This window comes from Acinetobacter sp. UBA1297, from assembly GCF_002307755.1.
GTDB classification, from domain to species: domain Bacteria; phylum Pseudomonadota; class Gammaproteobacteria; order Pseudomonadales; family Moraxellaceae; genus Acinetobacter; species Acinetobacter radioresistens.
The window spans coordinates 285,982-310,909 of sequence record NZ_DBUF01000028.1; the positions used below are offsets into that span (position 1 = coordinate 285,982).

At 42.6% G+C, this 24,928-nt stretch carries 23 protein-coding genes; 9 read left to right on the forward strand and 14 right to left on the reverse strand.

Features of this window, described 5'->3' with window-relative positions; genetic code table 11:
* Positions 1 to 129 precede the first annotated feature (129 nt).
* On the forward strand, positions 130 to 690 hold the full coding sequence (locus tag B3R63_RS13315; RefSeq protein ID WP_005018223.1) for a hypothetical protein: 561 nt from the start codon (positions 130 to 132) through the stop codon (positions 688 to 690).
* Positions 691 to 829: 139 nt separating this feature from the next.
* Here B3R63_RS13315 and B3R63_RS13320 read toward each other — a convergent pair whose 3' ends face one another.
* Positions 830 to 1,411, reverse strand: a complete 582-nt coding sequence (locus tag B3R63_RS13320) for a hypothetical protein (protein ID WP_286731829.1) — start codon at positions 1,409 to 1,411, stop codon at positions 830 to 832.
* Positions 1,412 to 1,445: 34 nt separating this feature from the next.
* Positions 1,446 to 2,228 (reverse strand): class I SAM-dependent methyltransferase, encoded by a 783-nt coding sequence (locus B3R63_RS13325; protein WP_286731831.1) that lies wholly within the window; start codon positions 2,226 to 2,228, stop codon positions 1,446 to 1,448.
* A 125-nt stretch (positions 2,229 to 2,353) separates the two neighbouring features.
* Between B3R63_RS13325 and B3R63_RS13330 the strand changes: the two genes are divergently transcribed.
* From B3R63_RS13330 to B3R63_RS13340, 3 genes are all read left to right on the forward strand, one after another.
* The gene (locus tag B3R63_RS13330; RefSeq protein ID WP_286731833.1) at positions 2,354 to 3,622 is read left to right on the forward strand and encodes a hypothetical protein; all 1,269 of its coding nucleotides are present in this window, start codon (positions 2,354 to 2,356) and stop codon (positions 3,620 to 3,622) included.
* Positions 3,623 to 3,823: 201 nt separating this feature from the next.
* A complete protein-coding gene (locus tag B3R63_RS13335) occupies positions 3,824 to 4,042 on the forward strand; it encodes a hypothetical protein (protein ID WP_286731835.1) in 219 nt (72 codons plus the stop codon).
* A gap of 96 nt (positions 4,043 to 4,138) precedes the next feature.
* Positions 4,139 to 5,092, forward strand: coding sequence for a 2-hydroxyacid dehydrogenase (locus B3R63_RS13340; RefSeq protein WP_286731837.1), 954 nt, complete (start codon positions 4,139 to 4,141; stop codon positions 5,090 to 5,092).
* 146 nt (positions 5,093 to 5,238) lie between these two features.
* Here B3R63_RS13340 and B3R63_RS13345 read toward each other — a convergent pair whose 3' ends face one another.
* The 6 genes from B3R63_RS13345 to B3R63_RS13370 form a co-directional block, all read right to left on the reverse strand.
* Positions 5,239 to 5,724 carry a hypothetical protein gene (locus B3R63_RS13345; protein WP_286731839.1) on the reverse strand — a complete coding sequence of 162 codons (486 nt, stop codon included), beginning with the start codon at positions 5,722 to 5,724 and terminating at the stop codon, positions 5,239 to 5,241.
* Between the two features lie 217 nt (positions 5,725 to 5,941).
* A complete protein-coding gene (locus B3R63_RS13350; protein ID WP_034682882.1) occupies positions 5,942 to 6,331 on the reverse strand; it encodes a hypothetical protein in 390 nt (129 codons plus the stop codon).
* A 71-nt stretch (positions 6,332 to 6,402) separates the two neighbouring features.
* Entirely contained in the window at positions 6,403 to 7,356 is a 954-nt protein-coding gene (locus tag B3R63_RS13355) for a COG2958 family protein (RefSeq protein ID WP_414630845.1), read from the reverse strand.
* A 66-nt stretch (positions 7,357 to 7,422) separates the two neighbouring features.
* Entirely contained in the window at positions 7,423 to 9,492 is a 2,070-nt protein-coding gene (gene glyS / locus B3R63_RS13360) for a glycine--tRNA ligase subunit beta (RefSeq protein WP_286731844.1), read from the reverse strand.
* Positions 9,492 to 10,481: a glycine--tRNA ligase subunit alpha gene (glyQ, locus tag B3R63_RS13365; RefSeq protein WP_005018241.1), complete on the reverse strand. Its 990-nt coding sequence runs from the start codon at positions 10,479 to 10,481 to the stop codon at positions 9,492 to 9,494. The genes glyS and glyQ overlap by 1 nt, the downstream gene beginning before the upstream one ends.
* A 261-nt stretch (positions 10,482 to 10,742) precedes the next feature.
* On the reverse strand, positions 10,743 to 11,201 hold the full coding sequence (locus tag B3R63_RS13370) for a hypothetical protein (protein ID WP_286731847.1): 459 nt from the start codon (positions 11,199 to 11,201) through the stop codon (positions 10,743 to 10,745).
* Between the two features lie 208 nt (positions 11,202 to 11,409).
* Between B3R63_RS13370 and B3R63_RS13375 the strand changes: the two genes are divergently transcribed.
* Positions 11,410 to 12,516, forward strand: coding sequence for an HPP family protein (locus B3R63_RS13375; protein WP_286731851.1), 1,107 nt, complete (start codon positions 11,410 to 11,412; stop codon positions 12,514 to 12,516).
* A 77-nt stretch (positions 12,517 to 12,593) separates the two neighbouring features.
* Here the strand turns inward: B3R63_RS13375 and B3R63_RS13380 are convergent, their stop codons facing one another.
* Entirely contained in the window at positions 12,594 to 12,863 is a 270-nt protein-coding gene (locus B3R63_RS13380; RefSeq protein ID WP_151828691.1) for a PspC domain-containing protein, read from the reverse strand.
* A 350-nt stretch (positions 12,864 to 13,213) separates the two neighbouring features.
* Between B3R63_RS13380 and B3R63_RS13385 the strand changes: the two genes are divergently transcribed.
* Complete coding sequence (locus tag B3R63_RS13385; protein ID WP_227499304.1) at positions 13,214 to 13,876, forward strand: hypothetical protein; 663 nt, start codon at positions 13,214 to 13,216, stop codon at positions 13,874 to 13,876.
* 93 nt (positions 13,877 to 13,969) lie between these two features.
* On the opposite strand, the gene B3R63_RS13390 is transcribed toward B3R63_RS13385, so the two are convergent.
* The gene (locus tag B3R63_RS13390) at positions 13,970 to 15,793 is read right to left on the reverse strand and encodes an acyl-CoA dehydrogenase C-terminal domain-containing protein (RefSeq protein WP_286731855.1); all 1,824 of its coding nucleotides are present in this window, start codon (positions 15,791 to 15,793) and stop codon (positions 13,970 to 13,972) included.
* A gap of 243 nt (positions 15,794 to 16,036) precedes the next feature.
* On the opposite strand from B3R63_RS13390, the gene B3R63_RS13395 reads away from it, so the two are divergent.
* Positions 16,037 to 18,427, forward strand: a complete 2,391-nt coding sequence (locus tag B3R63_RS13395; protein ID WP_286731858.1) for a hypothetical protein — start codon at positions 16,037 to 16,039, stop codon at positions 18,425 to 18,427.
* Between the two features lie 53 nt (positions 18,428 to 18,480).
* Here the strand turns inward: B3R63_RS13395 and aroE are convergent, their stop codons facing one another.
* From aroE to ribA, 4 genes are all read right to left on the reverse strand, one after another.
* The gene (gene aroE, locus B3R63_RS13400) at positions 18,481 to 19,272 is read right to left on the reverse strand and encodes a shikimate dehydrogenase (protein ID WP_286731860.1); all 792 of its coding nucleotides are present in this window, start codon (positions 19,270 to 19,272) and stop codon (positions 18,481 to 18,483) included.
* Positions 19,273 to 19,395: 123 nt separating this feature from the next.
* A complete protein-coding gene (locus B3R63_RS13405; RefSeq protein WP_005018267.1) occupies positions 19,396 to 19,602 on the reverse strand; it encodes a hypothetical protein in 207 nt (68 codons plus the stop codon).
* 339 nt (positions 19,603 to 19,941) lie between these two features.
* Positions 19,942 to 20,883, reverse strand: a complete 942-nt coding sequence (gene hemF, locus B3R63_RS13410; protein ID WP_111282426.1) for an oxygen-dependent coproporphyrinogen oxidase — start codon at positions 20,881 to 20,883, stop codon at positions 19,942 to 19,944.
* 134 nt (positions 20,884 to 21,017) lie between these two features.
* A complete protein-coding gene (gene ribA / locus B3R63_RS13415) occupies positions 21,018 to 21,620 on the reverse strand; it encodes a GTP cyclohydrolase II (RefSeq protein ID WP_005407243.1) in 603 nt (200 codons plus the stop codon).
* A 302-nt stretch (positions 21,621 to 21,922) separates the two neighbouring features.
* On the opposite strand from ribA, the gene dxs reads away from it, so the two are divergent.
* Together dxs and B3R63_RS13425 are read left to right on the forward strand one after the other, a co-directional pair.
* The gene (dxs, locus tag B3R63_RS13420; RefSeq protein ID WP_286731866.1) at positions 21,923 to 23,836 is read left to right on the forward strand and encodes a 1-deoxy-D-xylulose-5-phosphate synthase; all 1,914 of its coding nucleotides are present in this window, start codon (positions 21,923 to 21,925) and stop codon (positions 23,834 to 23,836) included.
* A 117-nt stretch (positions 23,837 to 23,953) separates the two neighbouring features.
* Positions 23,954 to 24,784 (forward strand): inositol monophosphatase family protein, encoded by an 831-nt coding sequence (locus tag B3R63_RS13425; RefSeq protein ID WP_005024392.1) that lies wholly within the window; start codon positions 23,954 to 23,956, stop codon positions 24,782 to 24,784.
* The last annotated feature ends 144 nt before the right edge of the window (positions 24,785 to 24,928 follow it).

Here is a 24,928-nt window from a genome sequence, read left to right on the forward strand (position 1 = left end):
TTTAAACAAATAGAGTCAAGACAAAATCAAACCTAAACCATGCTGATTGTTACTAAAATTTGATACTCTTTTCATATTTTCTTCTTCTAATATAGAGTTAAGAAACACGCTGATTACAGGGGGAAATTGATGTCAAAACGCTTAATATGTAGTGTATTACTGGGCTTATGGGTAGGACAGGCCAGTGCATCGACCTCTGCTGAATATAATATTGCTAAAGGATTGGCACCTGCTGTAAAAGATCAGTCTATTGCAGTACTTAAACCTTTCGCTGGTGATTTCCGTATATTAGGTTCAAAAATCTATACTCATGATGAACAAGCCAAATTTTCCCCAATTGATTATGCAGTCAGTTGGGGAATGTTTGCCGAGCCGGAAATTGCCCGGCGTATCAGTGTGAACCAGTATGACCGTTTCCTGAACTGGAAAATAGACAAGCTCCCGGTACCACCGAAACAGGCCATGCAAATGGTATCAAATATGCATATTATTCCAGCTAATCCTAAAATTGCCCAAGAAATTAAGAAAGTGAAACGGGGTGATCTGGTCCGTTTACATGGCGAGTTGGTTGAAGTGAAGGATAAAGATTTGGTCTGGACCTCATCACTTACTCCAACTGATTTGGGAGAAGGGGCTTGTGAGTTATTTCGAGTAAACTCGATTCAATGGATCGAGAAAGTCAGAAGTTAAATTTAAAGTTGTTACGAAATTAAATAAAAGAAGTTTAATCTAGGCAACATATACCCGACTTCAGAATAATGCAGCTGGGTATATGTTTTCGAGTTTCAAAGGTATAATTACCAAGAATTATATATTTTAGCTCTGCCTTTTACTGCTGTTTTGCAGGTTCAGAAAATGGTGGCTGTGATTGTTTGCTGGCAGTTTGCTGCTGGTTTTTCCAGTGCTTCAATTGCTCTTGCGCATGTAAATAATCGCCTAAGCCCTGTACCTGATTGTTATTACCTTTCTGTTCAGGTTGCTGTTCAAGTAATTTAGCCTGATTATCCCAGTATTCTGCATGTAATCCCTGAATATAGCGACCCTGCTCAGTTTTTAAGTCCAGTTCACGCAACATATTACGTGCTGACTGAATATGCTCGCGTTTGCGCTGCTGCTCAAATTCTTCAGTGAGCGAGTCTTCCTGACGCATTTTACCAAGTTCTTCCTCCAGTTCGTCACTCATGGCTAAAAAACGGCTTTCATAGTCTTCCAGTAGCTGAATATCGTGAGCATCATTCGGAGTAGCCGGAAATTGTTTAACTGGAGGCGTTTCCAGCTGTTTCATGACTTCTGCATCTTCCTGCTGTTGCTGCGAAAGATCACCAGTTTCCTGGTTTTCCTTTTGGCAGCCGCCCAGTAAGAGGCCTGAACAGAACATCAGAGGTAAAGCGAGACGGGCTGTTTTATTCATATGTACTCCCTCATTTTAAACATGATTTTTTCAGTTATTTATAACTGACTTTTTTAAAGCTATAAGCATAAGTTACATATGGAAATTCAATTTCATCCTGAGGTTGCTTGTTAGTATAGTGCCGGACGGTTTCTTCAAACTGCTGTTTTAGGGTCCGCTGTTGAGACTCTGACATGGCTGCAATAAAGCTGGTCGACAGTAAACGTTTGGATACCACCTGTTCTACCGTACCTTTTTGTACTTGTGATAAAACCTTGACCTTTTCCAGCTGAAACAGAAACTGGTTATCAAAAACTTCTTTCCAGTGACCACTATGATAGCGTGGAGTAGTTCCTTCAAATGGTGCAATCAGCTCAGCTAAGGCATGCACCCATTCAACTTCAATATCACGCTGGTTCCAGACCAGTCCCAGATAACCTGCCGGTTTAAGCACCTCATAAATTTCATTCAGGCTCTGAATATCAGCAAACCAGTGAAAAGATTGTGCACAAAGTACGGCATCCTGACTCTCATTCCCTAAAGGTAAATGCTGTGCGGTGCCCGGTAATGCGACAACGCCCGGATAACGTTTTTCCAGTTCTGCGAGCATTTCTGCAACAGGTTCAACCGCAGTAATATGAGAAGTTAAAGCCTGTAAATATGGTAAAAATTTGCCTGTACCTGCGCCCAGATCGACAACATACGACGATTGACTTAAATTCAGGTCATTCCTTAGCCAATCAATTACCTGTTTAGGATAGCTGGGCCGTACCTCCTGATAAAGTCGGGCAGCCTGACTAAAGCCTTTTTGTGCGGCAGGATGTAGTGAATGTGTCATATTTTGCGCTTTTTAATTTGAGTGACCTCGATAAAATAAGATACTGAGCAAATTGGCTCAGGCAAAGGCCTTATTGTTTTCATTTTTATAGGAGAAGTGTAGGCGCTACGGTGCCTCATAGGCGAATGGACAAGCAGATAGTTTTTGAAGACGACGATATCCGGGTAATTTTTCTAAAAGGACATTCTCGTGAACTGGTTTTTTCCTTTGGTGATTTAATTACCAAAGCTAATGGTATGTCAATTAATGCCGAGAAATCTCTTTCTAAATATGACTACAACGTTATTGGTGTCATGCCCAAGCGGAAATCATGGTTTCCGGCAGCCAGTATGCAGGCCATGCTGGAACAGATACAGCCTATTTTAGCGCAGTTCGACTATGTAGCTGGATATGGCGGCTCAATGGGTGGTTATGCTGCGATAAAATATTCTCGCTTGCTTGGCATGAACCGGGTCATTGCTTTTGTTCCGCAATACTCCATTAATCCAGATGAAGTCAATGACCGCCGTTATAGCGAGTTCTTTGATGCTGACCTGAATGCCAATATGCGGATTGAACGCTCTGATATTGCGCCAGATAGTGAATATATTCTGGTTTATGACCCGTATTTTGAAGCTGATCATGAACATTATTCAAAGATTCAGCCCCTAATTCCGCAACTGCATACTATTCATTTACCGTTTACCGGCCATGATGCCTTGGCTGTACTGGCCAGCTCGACCCTGCTAAATGACTTTATTTCACATGAATGGGACCAGCAATATTTTTATAAACAGGTGCGTGAGGTTAAAAAGAACAGTAAATTCTATTACCGTAATGTTATTGCCAGGTTCCTGCCAAAACACAGCGCTAAACTTGGAAAAATCCTGAAAAATGGTGAATTCCAGCTCGACGGGCAATATCTGGATGCTCAATTAAAGCAGCTGATTACCCGAACCTTGCTGACCAACAAGCAGGTAAATGAGCAGGACCTGTTGAAGCTGGGTATTAAAGTCAACATGCCCCATGATCAGGAGCAGCGCAGCCTGTTGCAGGACTGCCATCAGGCCTATCTAGTATTTAATTTAATTACACAGAAGCTGGAAAGCTATAGTCAGGATGCAATTAGTCTCAATAACAAGTATCTGATCTCTCTACAGGCGAAAGAAACTGGTCTGCTCAGTGTTGATCTGAACAATGAGCGCTATATGGTGGTAATGAATGACCGCCGTATTATGCGGCTGGTAAAAGAGCAGGATGCACTTTCTCCAGACATGAGTCCGATTGTTCTAAAAAAATATCCGGATTTTTATGTACTCAGTTATAAAAACCTGAACCTGAGCTGTGATGAATATGGCAATTGCCATTTTTCTATAGAGCACGTTCAAAATACAGAGAAATTTGTGGTGGTCTAAAGGCCAGATTAACCTGTTAGCCGGGCTAAGCCTTCATTGTTTAGCCCGGCTTTTTTGGGTCTGTAAATAGCTGGAATTTAAATAGGAAAGTTACCTGATCTTACAAACTTGCTTTATTCTGTATGTGGGCTATAGTCGGGATTCAGTAATAGGTTTTTTGTAAATACCTAAATTTAAAGAAAAAAGATAAGGAGTGTAGATGTGAATGTTGATCCATCTTTGCTGTTTAGCTTAATATTTTTATTCCCTGGCTTCGCTCATGCGGGTGCAGTACATACACCGCATCTGGTTTTTGGTCTGGGAGTCATGGTAGTGCTGACTTTCGCGCTATATGTCTTAAAAGAGGCCTGGCAATTTTATAAAAGCCATCAGCACAAACCAGTGATTAAAAAACGCAAATTGCTGTCACCTGAAATTTAACACTAAAACTGTAGGCTAAGGATCATCTCTTGTACTGCTCTGGAATAAACATGGACGAGCTGTTTAAATAGAGTAGAGTCGCAGGAGATGAATCCAATGAAAGCCGTATTTCTAGACTTTAATTCACTGAACCAAAATGATCTGGAGATCAGCCGTCTTCAACAGCAGTTTGACCAGCTGACTTTACATGCAGTTACTGCACCAGATGAAATTCTGGAACGTGTACAGAATGCCGATGTCATTATTACCAATAAAGTCAGAGTAAATGCCGAACTGATTCGTCAGCTTCCCAGGTTAAAACTGATTCTGATTTCTGCTACCGGCACCAATAATGTAGATCTGAGTGCGGCCCGTGAGCATAACATCGTGGTCTGTAACTGTCAGGGCTATGGCACACCGGCTGTTGCCCAGCATACCTTATTGCTTATGCTGAGTCTGGCAACCTCCTTTTTAAAATATGACCGTGCGGTGCGGACCGGTGCATGGAACAAGGCCGAGCAGTTCTGTCTACTCGACTTTCCGATTGTTGAACTGGCTGGAAAGACTTTAGGAATTGTAGGGTATGGCGAACTTGGACAGGCTGTAGCCCGGCTGGCAGAGGCATTTGGCATGCAGGTCAAGATTGCCTCTTTACCGTGCCGTCCGGGGGGGCCTGATCGGATTCCATTAAAGGAGCTGTTGCCGCAAGTTGATTTTCTGAGCCTGCATTGTCCTTTAACCGAACAGACCCAAAACCTGATTGGAGCAGCAGAGCTGCAACAGATGAAACCTACCGCCTTTCTCATTAACTGTGCACGTGGTGGACTGGTGAATGAGACAGCATTGGCCCAAGCCTTAAAAAATGGTGAAATCGCCGGAGCTGCCAGCGATGTACTCACCGTTGAGCCACCTAAACAGGGTAATATTTTACTGAATGAGGATATTCCAAATCTGATTATTACACCGCATTCTGCTTGGGGAAGTGTTCAGGCGCGACAGCGTATGCTAGAGCAGCTTGCTGAAAATACTGAAGCCTTTAAACGAGGCCAGCCTATCCGGCAGGTCAATTAGTAAAGAGTTTTAACCAGCCAGCCCATTCCAAAGCATGGGCGTTGCATAATCCTAATCTCTTAATATTTTGCTCAAATATTGTGTAAGCCTGTTAAGCATTTAAAGAAACGTGTTAGCTCAATATATTTATTTAACCCCACGCAAGTTTAAAGTTCTGTGATTGCATAGCTTGTAGCACCTGAATGGGGTTGTAAGGGCGCTGTAGTTTGGGTAGCTGTCGATGACTGGCTTAGAGGCTGCTGAATAATAGGCGCCGGTTGTTGCGGTGTACCACCCCATGCTTCTCGGGAGCTCTGGATTCTCTGGTTAGCTTGTTGAGCTGCCTGCTGTGTTCCCTGATCTACCTTTTGAATAGTATCTGAGGCAACAGATTTGGTGTTGTTCCAGGCGCGGTCGACATCTGGCTTAATTCTGGCGATACTTTTTTCAGTCACCTTTCCCACTTTCTCCGCAGTATTGACTACGCCTTCTTGTGCTTTATAGGCAAATACATGCAGCAGATTTGGGTTCTCACCATAAGGTGTGACCGGTTTAGTAATCTGTGAAGAGGTCTGAGTAGAATTCGCCTGGGTGAGGAGTGGTACAGCGCCCATAAGAGCGATGAGCAAAAGTATTGGAGTTTTAATATTCATTAAGAATCGACCTCGAATTTGTTAAAGAGCGGTCTGAATTTTTTAGTGTAGCGGATGATGTTTTAAAAACAATGAATATCCTGTGAAGAATCGCTAAAGAAGAATATTGCAGTATCTTATAATTATTTTAATTTAAAAAAGATATAGAGGGTTATACAGCGATTTATGCAGCAACGTCATAGAGGACGCCCTATCTTTTATAAAAAGGGCGAGTTTGCTAGTTACATTGATCTAGCGCTTCTTTGGCAAAATGATCGCGCAGGGTAACAAAGTTCTTTTGAACATTCGCATCATGCAGGTTAAATTTTTCTGCTTTGCTGGTGCCATCACGCTGGAATGTGGCTGAACCGGCATTCATTAATCCCATACCTTTAAATGACCACTGCTCCACAACACGGTTTTCACCAATATCACCTGTAAATTCAATCACGCATTTATCAAGGAATTTGGTCAGTTTTGCCTTGTTATTGGTAGTTGCCGGAACAACTTCAAGATTTTGTACTTCCTGTAAAACGCCAAGATCAAGCTGAGGAATTTTCGGGGCTGAGCTACAAGCTGTAACTGCGATACTCGCAAGACCCGTCAACATGAGTGTTTTAAATGTCATATGATTCTTTCTTGTTGAGTGTTGTTAGTTTGAGTATATGAAATATATAGTGAAATGCCTATAGTCATACATTATCTATTCCAATCTTGAGGACGAATACGGCCTGTTTGATAGTAAATAGAAACAAGTTCTATAAAATTTCTAAAATCAGAATTTTCATTTAATATTCGATTAATGGATTGCCAATCAACCTCTGGTCTACGACGAGCAGGTAATAAAATTTCACTTTCACTTGGATTTTCAGGAATTAGAAGTATTACCCCGATACCGTGGAGGGCAGAAAGCATCCGAAGCTCTTCTTCAACCTCACTCGTAGATATTGATGTTGCGACTAAATATCCTTCATTAGCCCAACTTGAATTACTCACAGCCTGGAAAAAACTACTACGAATATTACTGCTATTTAGTTCCTTCTTGACTTCAAAAGACCATAGACGAACATTTTGACCAGAGCTATGTTTTACACAGGTTCTAATTAATTCATTCCAACGGTCATCTAATGCTTGCATAGCAACAACGTCAGGATGTAGCCATTGATTTCCATTCTGACCACGGGAATTTTTTGAACGTTTCTCATCAATTCTAAGGCAGTTTAGATTAACTTCAGAATTTAAAAACTCAATAAGAATTGGATAAAGATCATGTTCAGATAAATGATCTAATCTAATAATAGGTAAGTGAACTTCAGCATCAATATTTTCAGAATTAAAAATAGTATTAATTTCCCGTGTTAATTCATATGTTGAATTAGGATCAAACCAGAATTGTCTTGGACGAGGTTGATCACGTATATGAATATGCGGCGATACCTTTAAAATACTAGTTTTTGCATTACTACTAATTTCACGAACAATTTGTTGTACAAAATCTGAATTTGATTCAAATCGATGATTTAATCTTTTTTGTTCGTAATCTTCAGGAAAAAGCTGAATAATAGCCTCAGCTATTTCACGCGATGTAAATTTTTGATTTGGGTAAGATTTTAAAAATTCTACAACTTTTTGCGATTGTGATAATTTCATTATATTTAAAAAAATAAAAACCCCACTAACTTATAGCGGGGTTCTATAGACTTTTCAACTAATTAAAGCTTAGTGCTGCAACACCGAAATATCAGCTACTTTGGTAAACAAGTCACGCAGCTGAGCTAGCAAACGTAAACGGTTTGCTTTTAGCTCGCTATCATCAGCCATGACCATTACGCCGTCAAAGAACGCATCGACTGGCGCACGAAGAGCAGCAAGTGCAGACAACGCAGCAGTGTAGTCTTTGGCAGCAAATAATGGCTCAACCACAGGCGTAATTTTCGCAAGTTCAGCGAACAATGCTTTTTCGGCATCTTCAATCAGGCTCGCTTCAACTACTAAACCTTCAGGTGCAGCTTCTTTCGCCAGAATATTGGCTACACGTTTATTGGCAGCAGCAAGCGCAGCAGCTTCAGGCAAATTGCGGAAATGGTTAACGGCATTAACACGCTTGTCAAAGTCAAGCGGAGAAGCAGGTGACATCGCCTGGACTGCCTGAATGACATCTACCTGAACACCTTGGTCTTCATATTTGGCCCGGTAACGGCCTTCAAGGAAGGCAACTGCATCACTACGGGTTTTATTCGGATCAGTAATCAGCGCGCCATAGGCATGCAGGGCAGAGTTCACCAGTGCTTCAATCGTTACATCAAGATTATTTTCAATAATCAGACGCAAGATACCAATTGCCGAACGGCGAAGTGCAAACGGGTCCTTTGAACCTGTAGGAGCCTGCCCAATCCCAAAAATACCTACCAGTGTATCCAGACGGTCGGACAGTGCAATCGTAGTGCCTGTTTTGGTTTTTGGTAAAACATCACCTGCAAATTTTGGCAGATACTGCTCGCCAAGCGCTTCAGCGACTTCATCGTTTTCACCCTCAAGTCGGGCATAGTATGTCCCTGCAATCCCTTGAAGCTCAGGGAATTCACCTACCAGCTCGGAAGTCAGGTCGCATTTAGACAGCATGGCGGCTCTTTCAGCATCGGCAACCTGTGCACCTGTAAACTTGGTCAGTTCCACAGCCAGCATTGCGATACGTACAGTCTTGTCCCATAAGGTGCCAAGCTGTGCCTGAAATACCATGTTAGCCAGTTTTTCTGAACGTGAAGCCAGCGGCTGTTTCTGATCCTGCAAAAAGAAGAACTCGGCATCTGACAGACGTGGACGAACAACTTTTTCATTACCTTCAATAATCTGCTTCGGGTCTTTTGACTCAATATTCGATACGGTAATAAAATAAGGCTGAAGCTTGTGGTCGCTGTTGACCAGACAGAAGTATTTCTGGTTATCCTGCATGGTCGTGATTAGTGCTTCTTGTGGAACGGCAAGAAAACGCTCTTCAAAGCTGGCACGCAGAGCCACCGGCCATTCTACCAGTGAAGTTACTTCATCACGCAAGTCAGCCGGTACAATGGCAATTGCATTAACTTCATCAGCGAGAGCTTTTACCTGCTGGTCAATAATGGCTTGACGTTCTTCAAATGAAGCTACGACTTTAGCTGCACGCAGTGCATCCAGGTAGGCATCAGCATTTGCAAGTGTAATTGCGTCTGGTGCATGGAACCGGTGACCATAGGTTACATTACCGGCTGTATGGTCCTGAATAGTAGCATCAATGACCTGATCATCTTTTAGTAATACTACCCATTTGACTGGCCGTACAAATTCAGTACGGCTGGCTGCTGAGCGCATACGTTTTGCCACAGGCAGATGATCTAAAGCAGTTTGCAGGATTTGTGGCAGTAATACATCCAGACTCTGACCTTTTACATCTTTTAAGTAGCAGACCTTTTCAACTTTACCTGCCTGGAATGTTGATACTTGATCAATACTGATACCCTGACCACGCATAAAGCCTTCTAAAGCTTTGGTTGGTTTGCCTTCAGCGTCATAAGCCGCTTGAACCGCAGGACCATCAAAACGCTTCTGTGTATCTGCTTGTGCACCATCGACACTCACAATTTTAAGGGCTAAACGACGTGGGGCAGCATAAGCTTCGATTGAATCAAAGGCCAGACCAGCATCTTTTAAACCTTTTACTGTTTCTGCCTGTAAGGCATCTCGTAGGGTTTTCAGGCTTTTTGGAGGAAGTTCTTCACAGCCAAGTTCAAATAAAACTGTATGTTTAGACATTATTTGTTCTCCGCTGATTTTTCTGCCTGAGCAGCATCATTTTCCGCTTGAGCTTTAAGCTGGGCCAAGACTTCATCACGCAGATGAGGCTCGGCCATCGGGAAGCCTAGTTTGGCACGGGCCTGTACATAACTCTGTGCAATGGCACGGGCCAGTGTACGTACACGCAAAATATAGCGCTGACGTTCAGTCACAGAAATCGCACCACGTGCATCAAGCAGGTTAAAGCTATGTGAAGCTTTGATCACCTGTTCGTATGCCGGTAGTGGAAGTTCTGCTTCCATTAAACGGCTGGCTTCAGTTTCGTAAAAATCAAATAGTTCAAATAGTTTTTCAACTGGCGCATATTCGAAGTTATAAGTGGACTGTTCTACTTCATTCTGGTGAAACACATCGCCGTAAGTGACCGTACCAAACTGGCCTTTGGTCCAGACCAGATCATAAACCGAGTCTACACCTTGCAGGTACATGGCCAGACGCTCAAGACCGTAAGTAATTTCACCTGTAACCGGATAGCACTCTACGCCACCAACCTGCTGGAAATAGGTAAACTGTGTCACTTCCATACCGTTCAGCCAGACTTCCCAGCCCAAGCCCCAAGCGCCAAGTGTTGGAGATTCCCAGTTGTCTTCTACAAAACGGATATCATGGGTTAGCGTATCAATACCAATAGCTTTTAATGAATCCAGATAAAGCTGCTGGATATTATCCGGATTAGGCTTCAGCACTACCTGGAACTGGTAATAATGCTGTAAACGGTTTGGATTCTCACCGTAACGTCCATCTTTAGGACGGCGTGATGGCTGGACATAAGCCGCATTCCAGGTTTCAGGGCCTAATGCACGCAGAAAAGTCGCAGTGTGGAAAGTACCTGCACCCATTTCCATGTCGTAAGGTTGTAATACGACGCAGCCTTGCTCGGCCCAGTAATTTTGTAAGGCAAGAATTAAGCCTTGAAATGTATCAATATGTGATATGGCGCGACTCATGTAGCATCCACTAGAATATGAGAAAAAATTGTCCCTAAGTATAGGGAATTTGCAGGGGAGTGGCAAAGAATTCTATTTAAGAGTGCGAATCATGAGTTAAAGCAGAATTTTCAAGTCAGACCAGGCTTATTATTAAAATCAGTTCAGCTTTTTTATACAGATAAAATTCCACCAAACAGGTATTTAAACCTGGATTCTAGAAAATAAACCAGTATAAAACCTGATTCAGCTATAGCGAAATTCCTGTCCTTCAACTATTCATCAGTAGGTTTTTAACTTGTTAAAATGTGCAATTGCTGGGGCAGGTTGTGAATCAAAATATTTAAGTAGCAACCAGTAAAAGAATCCGGTCAATAAAGCCATCATATAATAGCCACCGCTCAAATAAAGTTCCCAGCCCATCGAAATATGATGATTGAGTATGAGCTGCAACAAAGTCAGCATAATTAACCATACACTTATAGAGCCAACTAAAATAATTCCCAGATTTAGATGAAATTTGAGTTGTATAAGCTGAGATAAGCCATAAGCAAACGGTAATGCTAAAATACAGTAAACTGCATAAATCATGACAGCTACAAACAGAATACTGACTACAGAGGATAACTGGCCTGCACCATTGGCGGCTGCCGAGAAAATTAAAATCACCAGCAGGCTTGGTATCGGTGCCAGAAGCAAAGAGCGTATTAAAGCTGTATTGTTATAGATTTTATTGTTCATATCATCCAGTCTTGATTAATCCCTGATCAATTATGAGTAAATAACAGAGCAAAGTAAGTATAAAGCTGAGAAAAGTTAAGTAACGCTAAGAAGCGTTGTGACTGCATTACAAAAAAACCAATATTGTAAAGATATAAAATCAATGCACCTTAATAAGGCTTAGGCGTATACTCGCCCTGTTTTTTATCTAACAAGAACAGGTTGTGCAGTGAGTAATTCACAGTTTTGGCTAGACACCCTTAAACCTAATTTTAAAACGCTGCCTTTAAAAGAGCGCTTACTCTGTGGTTGTGGCGCTCTGCTGGGACTGGCGATTTCATCAATTATTAGCTGGTATGCACTGGGCGGAATCAATGCCTGGTATATTGCGCCCATGGGTGCTTCCTCAGTTTTATTATTTGCAGTGCCGGCCAGTCCACTGGCGCAGCCCTGGAACATGGTGGTGGGCAATACCATCGCCGGCTTAATTGGTGTCAGTTGCGCTTTATGGATTCCTGATCTTACTTCTGCGTTTAGCTTGGCCGTTGGCCTATCTATTTTCTTGATGATGACTACAGATTCATTACATCCGCCTAGCGGAGCTGTAGCAATTACGGCAGTTTTGGGTGGCGAGGGTATACATCATCTAGGTTATCATTTTTTATTTTATCCCGTGTTACTAAATTCGGTTTTATTGCTGGGTTTTGCTATTTTTTTTAATCGTCTGTTAGGGAGGCATTATCCTCATCCACGGCAGGTAAATGAGCGTTCCAAAGACCCGACGCCTACCCAGAAGGTGACCATTCAGCCACAGGATATCCAGCAGGCACTTGAGCATCAGACCGAGCTTCTTGATATCAGTCAGTATGACTTGGAAAAAATTATTCTAGAAGCCCAAGAACGGGCAAATGAACGTATAGTTTTATACTATCACTGTCGTGATATTATGAGCCGTGACGTCATTGTGCTGCATGAAAACGATGATATTCATAAAGCCTTAGACAAGTTCAAACAGGTCAATTTAATGAGTCTGCCCGTAGTGAATGCCTCAGAGCATTTGGTGGGTACACTTGCGTTATATGATGTGGTCGAGTGGTTTAAGCGCGGTGCAGATTACCGGGCATCATGGGAGTATCTGGTAAAACAGATTATGAACCGTAAGGTGGTGACAGTTCACCCTGAACAGCCAATTCAAGATTTGGTGCCCTATTTTGTAGAGAAATCTTTTAACTATATACCTGTAGTTGAAGCAGAACAGCTAATTGGAATTATTAGCCGGGCAGATATGATTGCAGCCATGCAGCAAGAAATTCTGCATTTGCGCCAGAAACCATAATTTATAGATAAATAAAAAGGCTACGGCTGTCTAGGGGCACAACCGTAGCGACCAAACTGGTTAGAGAGGAGAGCTATTTAGCGTTTCACCTTATGTTCATCATAAACAGTACGTACTGGCTGCTGATAATTTTGTGGCGGTGCATCCAGACGATAATCACGTTTAGGCATCAATAGCCATAAAATCAGATAAACCAGAATTCCAGGAAAAGCTGCACTCATAATCGAGATCAAGACAAAAATGATGCGCAGCAGATTGGCATTCCAGCCAAAACGTTCTGCAATACCGCCCATTACGCCGGCAATCATGTTTTGTCGGTTAGAACGATATAAGCCAGAATCTGACATCAAAGTCTCCTCGCTGTAAAAAATAAATCTGATAACGAAACAATCATTACCCTCAATATTTATATAGTGATGAATGAATACCTTTTAAAGACGTATGTTCAGTAACTTGGTTAAGTTATGTAAGCAGGAGTTCAAATTTCTATAATTTGACCACTAAAATACCCTTAAAGTTATTTCCAACTCAGGAAGTCGACTTTATTTTTATTGGTATGCCTTCTCTACTCTTTTGAGTATTTAATTTAACTTGAGCGACAATGGTATTGAAACGCCTGATTTTAATGATAAAAGTGTATTGAAAATACATTTATTGGCCTGTATAAGCCGAATGTCGTCGGACCAACAAGTGAGTGATGAATAGAAAAATGCCTGTTCTAGCCAGAGTCTGTACCATTGTGTTATTAGGCGCATTGATGGGTGGCTGTGATCTCTCACAGTCAGAAACACGGGAAAGCTCACCTCTAAGTCAGGGTCAGCTCCCTTCTTTGAATAATATAAATTATACTGATGAAAGTTTGGTGACAGGCCGAAAACTGACTGAGGTTGCAGGCCGTGCGTCTTTGCCAGTACTGCAAAATGAGCAGAATGAAGAAGTACGCAGTACAAATTTACAGTATGCAGGACGTTACTATACGCAAGTTCCCTGTCAGGATGCTTTTGTAAATTGTGGCAAAGGAAGGGCAGAATATATTTTAAATTTGCTGCCTGATGGCAGTGCCCACCGTATGATCGCTACATTTGGCCGGGTGCAACCTGGCGTAGACAGGCCTGATATAGCGCAGCGCCGTTTTTATCGCAAAGATCACTGGTCTGTTGATCAGGCTAAGAATGAAATTATTGTGCACCTCGCTGAAGGGGTCAATTTTTATTATCGTGTTGATCCCAAGCAGAATCTGGTCATGAATCTCTATAAGACCTTGCATGCTAATGATCAGCGGGTAATACAGACTTTTATACAGCAGCATCCATTACCTGAACAGCCCTATAAACTGGTCAAAGATGCAGTAGAGTTTTAAGACTTGGAATAATTTAGAATCAATAATAGTCTGAAGTTAAAAAGAGCGCCTAAGCGCTCTTTTTAAAGAATAACTTATATTGAAATGATGAGCTTAGTAGTCAAAGCTGAAATGTTCGGCTGCCAGAGAAGTCATGGTACGTGAAGGATTCACCATGGCTTCAGCATGGCCTTGTGCACGTGGCAGCATACGCTCGAAATAGAAGTCTGCAACCTTGATTTTAGCTTTATAGAATTCAGGAGTTTCTTTACCTTCACCCGATTCAAGTTTTTCTGAAGCCACTGCAGCCTGCTGGGCCCAGAAATAAGCCATCATGGCGTATCCAGAGAACATGAGATAATCAAAAGAGGCACTTGAAACAATATCCCGGTCTTTACGTGCAGCCAGCATGATACGTACAGTAAGAGCATTCCACTGAGCACAGATTTTAGTCAGGTCCCAGGCAAAACGGCGCATATATTTGTTGCGTGCATGACGGCCACTGAATTTTAAAATTTCAGCGGTATAATCACGAACGACTTTACCTTTAGAAGACAGCAAAACTTTACGGCCAATCAAATCCAGTGCTTGCACACCGGTTGTACCTTCATACAAGGTGGCAATCCGTGCATCACGAACGATCTGCTCCATACCCCATTCTTTGATATAACCATGACCACCAAAAACCTGCATACCGTGGTTAGCTGCTTCAAGACCAAGTTCGGTCAGAAAGCCTTTTAAAATAGGCGTATAAAAACCGAGTTTATCATCGTATTCTTCATATTCAGCATTGTCACCGCGGGCCAGTGCATCTGTCATTTTATCGGCAAGCTGTGCAGCATGATAAATCATGGCACGGCCACCTTCGGCAATAGCTTTTTGTGTTAGTAGCATACGGCGTACATCAGCATGATGAATAATCGCATCAGCAACTTTTTCCGGATCTTTTTTACCGGACAGGGCACGCATTGACATGCGCTCTTTGGCATAAGGCAGTGCGCCCTGGAATGAAAGTTCAGCATGTGCAATACCCTGAACTGCTGTCCCGATCCGGGCAGTATTCATAAAGGTAAACATGGCATGCAGCCCTTTATTTTGTTCACCAATCAGATAACCGGTAGCATTATCAAAGTTGAGTACTGCTGTTGCAGAGGCCTTGATACCCATCTTGTGCTCAATTGAACCGCAGTTCACTGCATTGCGCTCACCGACATTTCCTTCAGCAGTTGGGAGGAACTTCGGTACGATGAACAGTGAAATACCTTTTGTACCCGCAGGTGCATCTGGCAGACGAGCAAGCACGATGTGTACAATATTTTCAGTCAGGTCATGTTCACCCGCAGAAATAAAGATTTTGGTACCGGTTATTTTATAGGTACCATCAGCCTGAGGTTCAGCTTTAGTCTTTAATTGACCCAGATCAGTACCGCATTGGGGCTCAGTCAAACACATGGTCCCTGACCAGGTACCTGCAACCAGAGGTGGCATATAAATATCTTTCTGCTCTTCAGTCCCGAATTGCAAAATAGTATTCATGCAACCCATGCTTAAACCTGGATACATGGTAAACGCCCAGTTGGCTGTGCCCATCATTTCCGACTTGATCAGATTGAGTGACATAGGGAGACCCTGTCCACCATACTGCTCCGGATAAGACAATCCCTGCCAGCCGCTTTGTACAAACTGGTCATATGCTTCTTTATAGCCTTTAGGGGTAGTGACTTCACCGTTGTTCCAGTGACAGCCTTCATCATCGCCGGTTTGATACAGGGGGGAAATTACATTTTCACAGTAATCTGCTGCACCTTCTAGAATCATGTCGACGGTATCACTATCAGCCAGTTCACCATTGGATAAAGTCTGGTAATGGGCTGGATAATCAAAAACTTCGTTCATCAAGAAGCGTGTATCACGAAGGGGAGCTTTATATGCTGGCATGGGTCTTAATCCTAATCTAGAAATTGTTTTGGATTATCTGGTGTATGTATTCAATTATTCATAAATTCTATAAAAATACATTGATATGACAGCAAAATTAAAATGTCAGAAAAGCTAATCTAAGCACAATTGCCAATCTTAAAAGGACTTGAGCTTGTTAAAATAAGCCGGATTATCTGTACAGATTAATTTGCAGTTTTTTTAGTTTAAATTATAAATAAATAAGGTGTTTAGAAAAACCTCATGAAATTACAATATTTAACCTTGTGCCTGTTAGGTTTAAGTCTGGGGGCGTGTACACAGCATGTCATTAAAACCAGTCCGGATGCTGCTAAAAGTGCTGGACAGCGCGCGATACATGGTCTTAATTCCATGCTTGAAACCTCGAGCTATGATTATCGGGGCCAATTCTTAGTAAAAGCATCTGCGTTACAAGATATAACTAAAACTCAGGAGGAACAGAAGAAATCGGATCGGTTCGACCACACATTGCAAAAGCAGATTGACCAGTTTTTAAAGAAACAGCATATTTCTCTTACAACACAACAAAAGCAGCAACTTTATCAGGCGATGGACAAGGAAGCTGATCGTTATAGAGCAGTGAGTACAGCTTCCGGGCGCCAGTTTGATGTTTGGGCGTTAAATCTGCTGAGTAATATTCAGTTTGATTATGCTGGTTCGGTACATTATCGCCAGAAACTGGCATCTCTTAATCTAACGGCAACCTATAAAAAACCGACTCTGCTGGTACAAGCCAAAATTCCAATGGTCGTGGACTTTAAAGATTATAAGTTCTATAGCAATTATTTTGCGCTTATGCCTTATCTGGTCAATCAAGACAGTCAGAGCAGCTTTGCCTATATTGACTTTTCCAAATATAAAAGTGATATCAATAAAGTAAACCTGCAAGAACTGGCTGAGTACATTAAGCAGATGAATGCAGTCGCTTACTTGCTAGCAGAGCCGCAACAGATACATTCGCTCGCTCTAACGGCTCAAGACCGTCAACAAGGCCTGGTTGAGAAAGTCCGGTTAGATACCACTCTTGAAGCCATTTCTTTACAATCAAGTCTGTTTAGTCAGCTCAACAAAGAGTACTTATCTCATACCGTCTTAGGTATGCCAGTACAGTCTAAAGATAATCAAATAGCAACCGATGCTGCTAGAGAAAAGGATGACTTTTCACACAAGGTAGAACTGGATATTTTATCTTCTGAAACAGGTGGTAGCGCCGAAACAGAAGCTTACCAGTCACGTGTATTATTAACCCAGTTGGTTAATGAGCACTTGAACCAGTTACAACATCCTGATATGGAAACAGACAGTGCTGTTGAAACCAGTTGCATAGCAGACAGCCATAAGGACTGTAGAGATGCAGCCCAACTGGCAGAAGATTCTGGTCATTTAGATACTGCTAAAGAGCAGACGTATATAGCGGCTGAAGAGGAAGCGAGCGGTTACCTAACCAAAGAGGAATGTCAAACATTGCTTCAACAGCCTCAGCAGATTGCTATGGGGCAGCTGAATGCTTGCCGAAATGAGTATGGTTTAGATGCTTTTCAAAAAAATGTAAAAGATAAGGGAACACTTTATAGTCTCAATGAAGCTTTGCTGAATTTACAGAAGGTATTTACCCCTTATGAAAAACAGCAGTTGACTACAGCTGAGGAATTTACCGGTTTATGGATGAATCACCAATCCGATATACAGCAGGCAATGAAGGGGCTTCATCGGCAGACACCATTACAGGTGGATGTTGGACTAGACCAGCAGGGCCGGGTAGTACAGATTAAATATGGCTTGCAGTACACAACACAAAAATATGGTGTACTGGATGTAAAAGCTGACATGGATATTTTAAATTATGGTAATGCTACCAAAATTGACCGTGCCCAGTTGCGTAATGCCAAGTCGATTGAGGAAGTCAGTAAAGGCTCAATGTTTGAAAACCTGATTAAAGGACTGGGGCGCTCTATGGGAGAAGACGAGTCATCCAGAACCAATACTCATAATGAAATGCCTGATTTTGAGCAGCAGGTACATAAGCTGGCAGAAAAGACTTACGCACGTACTCACTCTTACCAGCAAACTTATCAGACTGTTTTCCTGATGGAACTGGCAGTTCAACAGCCAGAACTGCTGAAGAATTACAGTCCGCAGGCATTACAAGAAATTTCTCAGGTTTATGCGTATCGTTATCAGGACGCTGATCAGAACACACCAGATACACAAGAACTGGCAAAAATTAAAATCTTGCAGGAAAAACATCAGCTCAAGGAAAGTATCCAGTTTGATGAGGTCTTGGGTAAGAGCGTAGACAAAATGGTCTCGGAAGTGATTACAGGTGCTGAAGACCGTCAAAACTGGAACAAGCTGGCAAGCCAGTACAAACAGCCCCAAGCTCTCTTTATTCAGTATTATATACAGCGTTTTGATGAGGAATATGAAGTTGAGCCAGCTAGCCGTCCCTTTCTGAAAGCAGCCGCAACAGTACTGGCGCGTGCATATAAAGACACTACCCAGAATAATCTTTCAGTAAAAAGTATTCAGCAGCTGACTTTAGATCAGGCCGATTATATTGACTTCGATTTATACCAAGAGACTTATCAAAAATTAAAGCAGCATGTTAAATAAGGCAGTTTAATTCTCTATTCTAAAAAGAACCTCAGTTGAGGTTCTTTTTATATTTAATCTAGAAAATCCTGCAATTCCGGTTTAACACCGTGCCAGATTGAAAATGATTCAATTGCTTGTCCGACCAGCATGCCATACCCATCGGCATACTTTACTCCGCGTGCTTTGGCCTGGTCCAGAAAGCTTGAAGCTTTGCCATAAGCCATCTCATAGGCATAGTGAAAGCTCAGACTTTCAGGTAGAACCAGTGCTTCACCAGTTAAACTGGCTGAAGTTGCATTAATCACTAAGTCAAAGTTTCCACTCAGTTCGTTTAATACCATGGCCTGCAACGTGGTTTGTGATACGGCTTGCTGCAAATCCTGAACCAGCTGTTCAGCACGACTTAAGGTACGGTTAGCTATAACAATCTTTCTGGCACCTGCCTGAGCCAGAGGATATATTACACCGCGAGTAGCGCCACCTGCCCCAATAATCAGAATTTGACTATTTTTTAATGGCCAGCCCAAAGCAGTCATGGCGGCCACTAAGCCCTGCCCATCGGTATTGTCTCCATATAGCTGGTCATTTTCCCGCCATAACGTATTGACTGCTTTGGCAATCTTGGCACGTTCAGTCAGTACATCACATAAGGCAAATGCTTCTTCCTTAAAAGGTACCGTCACATTCATGCCTCGGCCGCCTTGTGCAAAAAAAGCTTCAACCGAAGTTTTAAATGCATCAGGTGCTGCCAGTCGTTTGACATAATTTAGATAAATGCCGGTTTTCTGGGCGAAAGCTTGGTGAAGCTCAGGAGAGCGGGACTGCTCAATTGGGTTGCCAATGACGGCAAACTGCTGATTCATCTCACAGTATCCATTAAATAAAATGCAGACAATATACGTCAATCAGTAATTTTTGCCCACTGAAGTTAAAAACGGTTTCAATCAAAACTGAAAGCTGAAAATGAATAAAATCCTTAAGCTGACTCAAGGATCACAAATCGAGCGGATAACATCAATAAGGACTGTAACCAGACTTAAAGCCAGTGCAATACCAGCAATCACACTGACTGTTATGGATACGCCATCTGAGATCGTATTATCAGAGACAATTGTTACAGCGATGGAACATAGAAGAATAGAGAAAATACACCATGATAAAATCACAGTATGATTATTTGATTTTCTTAACATTATTTTGCTCAAGATAACCTGTTTAATAGTAGCGGTATAACTCGGCAGACATATCATTACCTTTTCATAGGTAAGAGCGACAACCGGGCCTAAAGAAATAGGCTAATGTATTCTCTTCATAAACATGCAAATATGCACCAAGAGAACTGATCTATAATCAGGATCAATAGCCTGACCAAGTACATAAAGTGTACCTGATATTTTTTAATTTATAAGTATTTAAATGCTAATGAATGAAACACTATGTGAAGCTGTTTAACAAAGTGCAAAGATATAATTTAAAATTGCATAAAAAAGCTGCTTCAAATAAAGCAGCTCCCATACTTTAAATGCTGAATATTATTGCAGTTCATTCAGCCAGTTATGAGGTTTTAAATAATAATCAGACAGGCGTTTTTCTGGCGAATCCTGTTCCCATTCAGGGCGATATGACCAAGCAGCCAGATTTGGCAAACTGACCAGAATGGATTCAATTCGTCCGCCAGTTTGCAGGCCAAACAGGGTGCCACGGTCATAGACCAGATTATATTCAACATAGCGGCCACGACGGTACAGCTGGAATTCACGCTGTGCTTCAGTATAAGGTTTTTCTTGGTTCTTTTGAAAAATTGGTAAAATCGCCTCAAGGTAACCGTTACCTACAGCTTGTATATATTTAAAGCAGGTTTCAAAATCCCACTGGTTTAAGTCATCAAAAAACAGGCCTCCTACTCCGCGTTGTTCGTCACGGTGCTTCAGGTAAAAGTAGTCATCGCACCATTGTTTATGTTCGGTGTATACCTCTTCACCAAAAGGCTGGCAGAGATCATGGGCTTTCTGGTGCCAAGCCCGTACATCTTCATCATCTGGATAAAAAGGAGTAAGGTCAAATCCTCCACCAAACCACCAAACCGGATCTTGGCCTTCTGGTTCAGCAATAAACAGACGGACATTTGCATGTGAGGTTGGGACATTCGGATTTTTAGGATGAATGACCAGTGATACGCCTAGAGCCTGTGCTTTGGCACCTGCAATTTGAGGATGACGTTCGGTAGCTGATGCTGGAAGTCTGGAGATATTGATGTGAGAGAACATCACTCCACCTTTTTCAATCACTTCGCCATTTTGCAATACGCGCGAGCGCCCACCACCACCTTCAGGGCGCTCCCAGTCATCAATTACAAATTGCGCCGTTCCGCCGCCGGCCTGTTCTCGCTGCTCTAACCCGGCACAGATACGTGCCTGCAGATCAAGAAGAAATTCACGAACACGTTGAATATCAGCTGAAGTTGGATTCTGCATGATGACCCTCGAGGGAGAAATAAAAAAGGTTAATCACATCAAAGCATAAAGACATAGAAAAAGTAAGGGATTTTTTCTAATAATATTGAAAAAATCCCTTAAGTTTTTATTTTATCTGGTTTAAAGAAAGTGAATTAGAAGTCATCTTTTTTATAAAGATGTGACATACGCTTATGTTTAGTTTTTAAATATTCTTCATTAAATGGATTTAAGCCCACAGTTAATGGAATACGGTCTACCACGTTTATACCCTGATCCTGCAGCGCTTTAATCTTTAATGGATTATTGGTGATCAGACGTACCTGTTTAACTCCAAGATGATTAAGCATAATTGGACACATATCATAATGACGCGCATCTGCGGGAAGATTTAGCATTAAATTGGCATCGACAGTATCATGACCCTGATCCTGCAGGGCATAGGCACGGATCTTGTTAGTCAGGCCAATCCCGCGTCCTTCCTGACGCAAATACAAGATCACACCTTGACCTGCTTCATTGATTAACTGCTGGGTCGCCTGTAATTGTGGACCGCAATCGCATTTAAGTGATGCAAAGGCATCTCCAGTAAGACATTCAGAGTGAATACGGACCAGCACCGGGCCATCTGGCGGAGTTTCCAGCCCTTTGGAAAGTGCCACATGTTCCTCACCGGTATCCGGATCCTGAAATACACTGATCTTGAACTCACCAAACTTGGTGGGTAATTTGGATGTGGCAACAAATTCAATCGGCACAGCTCAGCTCGTCTTTGTCATAGAAAATCGCTAAAGTATAGCCTAATGCTCGGCTATTGGTAGAATTGCGATACTGAAATTATTGATAAGATTTTCTTTTTTGTAGAAAGCACACAATAATAGTTGATAAATAGTAAGATTATTCAGGATAATCCTGTGCACTAAACAACGCCCTATGAGATAATGCTCGAAATTACGTCGCTAGAAATGTGGCTGATGGAAGGTGATTTCTTTCGATAATTTATCGATTTAACCCGTTTACCTAGCTTAGATTTGCCCGGCTTTAGAAGGCTTTGCCACATATGCTGTATACCGAAATTCCCACTCAACGCCCCGTAATCTCCTTGTTAGAGGGTATTGATCATCCACAACAATTACGTGAGCTTCGCCAAGAACAACTGGCTCAGGTTGTAGATGAGTTGCGTCAATATATTTTATATGCGGCCGGACAAAGTGGCGGGCACTTTGGTGCAAACCTGGGTGTAATTGAACTGACCGTCGCCCTGCATTACTGCTTTAATACACCAGATGACCGCTTGATCTGGGATGTAGGTCATCAGGCCTATCCGCATAAAGTACTGACTGGCCGGCGCGAACAAATTACTACAATTCGTGCCAAAGATGGTCTGGCAGCCTTTCCTGCACGAGATGAATCTGAATTCGATACTTTTGGTGTGGGACATTCATCCACAGCAATTTCTGCCGGCCTGGGTATGGCACTTGCACGTCGTTATCAAAACAATCCGTGTGAAGTGGTATGTGTGGTGGGCGACGGTGCCATGACTGCGGGCATGGCTTTTGAAGCCATGAATGACGCAGTGGCTCATGCTGCTGATCTGATCGTAGTGCTCAATGACAATGACATGTCAATCTCGCAAAGTACCGGTGGTTTTGCAAAACATCTGGCTGCAATCTGGGAAAAGGGACAATTTGTCAATGTTGATGAAAATGGTGAGGCTTATGTACAGCCGCACCCACAGTGGATCTATAATTCACGTCTGCATCAATCAGCGACCAGTGCAGCTGATAACCTGTTCAAAGCTATCGGATTCGACTATTTTGGTCCTTTTGATGGTCATAATATCGACCAGCTGGTTCAGGTGTTTAATGCTCTGAAAAAACGCAAAGGTCCACGTCTAGTTCACATATATACCAAAAAAGGAAAGGGGTTTACACCTGCCGAAGCTGATCCGATTACTTATCATGCTATTAGCAAGTTGCCTGCCCAGCCAACCTTGGCGACTAAAAAGGCTCCACCTAAATATTCAGAGATTTTTGGGCAATGGTTATACGATCAGGCAGCGCAGGATAAGCGTCTCATGGCAATCACGCCTGCCATGTGTGAAGGTTCGGGTATGGTTGATTTTGCTCGAGACTATCCGGAACGCTTCTTTGATGTGGCAATTGCAGAGCAGCATGCCGTCACGCTGGCTGCCGGCATGGCTTGTGAAGGCCTCAAGCCTGTCGTGGCCATTTATTCTACTTTTCTGCAACGCGGTTATGATCAGCTGATTCATGATGTCGCATTACAGAATCTGGATGTTACTTTTGGAATTGACCGAGCCGGTCTGGTAGGTGAAGATGGACCAACCCATGCAGGGGCTTATGACTATGCTTATATGCGGACTATTCCAAATATGATCATTATGGCGCCTAAAGACGAGAATGAATGTCGTCAGATGCTACATACAGCCTATGTCTATCCAGGACCTGCTGCGGTACGTTATCCACGGGGTTCAGGCTTAGGGGTAGATGTTCAGCAGGAAATGAGTTTGCTAGAGCTTGGCCGTGCTGAATTACTGGCTGAGTTTAATCCGCATCATGAGCAGCAGATCAGTATTCTGGCGTTTGGAAGCCGGGTACAGGCTGCACTCGAAGCAGGACAAGAACTGGCCGCTGCGCACAAACTTGGTGTTCGTGTAGTCAATATGCGTTTCGTCAAACCGCTAGATGAAGAAATTATTCAACAGCTGGCCGGACAGACCACATTATTTGTAACTGTAGAAGAACATGCAGTGATGGGCGGCGCAGGTAGTGCTGTTAATGAGTTCCTGGCCAAGGCCCTTCTTGTGAAGCCAGTGTTAAATCTGGGGCTGGCAGACAGCTTTATGCCACAGGCGTCTCATGCACAAATGTTAGAGGAAAGCGGCCTCGATGCACTCGGTATTCAGCGCTCGATTGCACAGTGCTGGGCCAAGCTGACTTTACATCCTTAAAACAGGCTCTAAAATTTAACAACATTTTCTCCCTAAAAGCGCATTCATTTGATAAAATGAATGCGCTTTTATGCACTATTCTTTGTCAAAATTTTTCTATTCTGTAGTGGGTGTTCAATGGAACCTATGGTGGTGATGGCTGCGCGTGCGGCTCAAACAGTTGGTCAAGAGCTTTTAAAAGCGCATCAAAATCGTCATAAGCTCGATCTACAAGTGGAAGAAAAAGGAATTGATGGTCCAGTAACCCGTGTAGACCGTTATCTGGAACAGTTAACTATCGATACACTTCGTAAAAGCTACAAAAATCACAGTTTCTTGGGTGAAGAGTTCGGTCTTCAGGAAGGAAAAGGTCACGATGCCGACTGGTGCTGGGTGATTGATCCACTGGATGGAACTTTAAACTTTATTCATGGTTTTCCGCATTTCTGTATTTCTCTTGCTGTTCAGCATAAAGGGATTACCCAGCATGGCGTAATCTACGATCCGGTAAAAGATGAGTTATTCTCTGCCAGCCGTGGCCGCGGAGCAATGATGAACCAGCGCCGCATTCGTGTAAATGTTAAGGACAGCCTGGACAATACCTTCCTGGCAGTAGGTCATCCTTACCGTACTCAGCGTGCTGGTGAAGTAGTATCTTATGCCGAGCAGCATTTTGCTTCTTTGCTGGCTGTAACTAAAGCTGGTGCACAAATTCGCCGTGGCGGTTCTGCTGCACTGGACTTGGCTTATGTGGCTGCTGGCCGCTTTGATGGCTTTTTTGAAGTTGGTCTGAAGCCGTGGGACATTGCAGCAGGTGAGCTCTTGGTTAAAGAGGCGGGTGGTACTGTAGTGGATGCGCGTGGTGGTTCTGAATCCATGTCAAATGGACAGGTCTTGGCATCTTCAATGAAAATGTTAAAACCGTTGATGCAAACTGTAGTTCCTGCTTGGGGCGATGCAGCTAAATAAACTCTGCAATAACGTTTAGAAGCCCTCAATTGAGGGCTTTTTACTTACTGGTACGATGTATATATTAAGGTTTGTTTCTCTATACAAGTTTCCACAAATGCTGAATTAAGGTTTTTTAAAAATTAATTGTATAAAAATTAATCA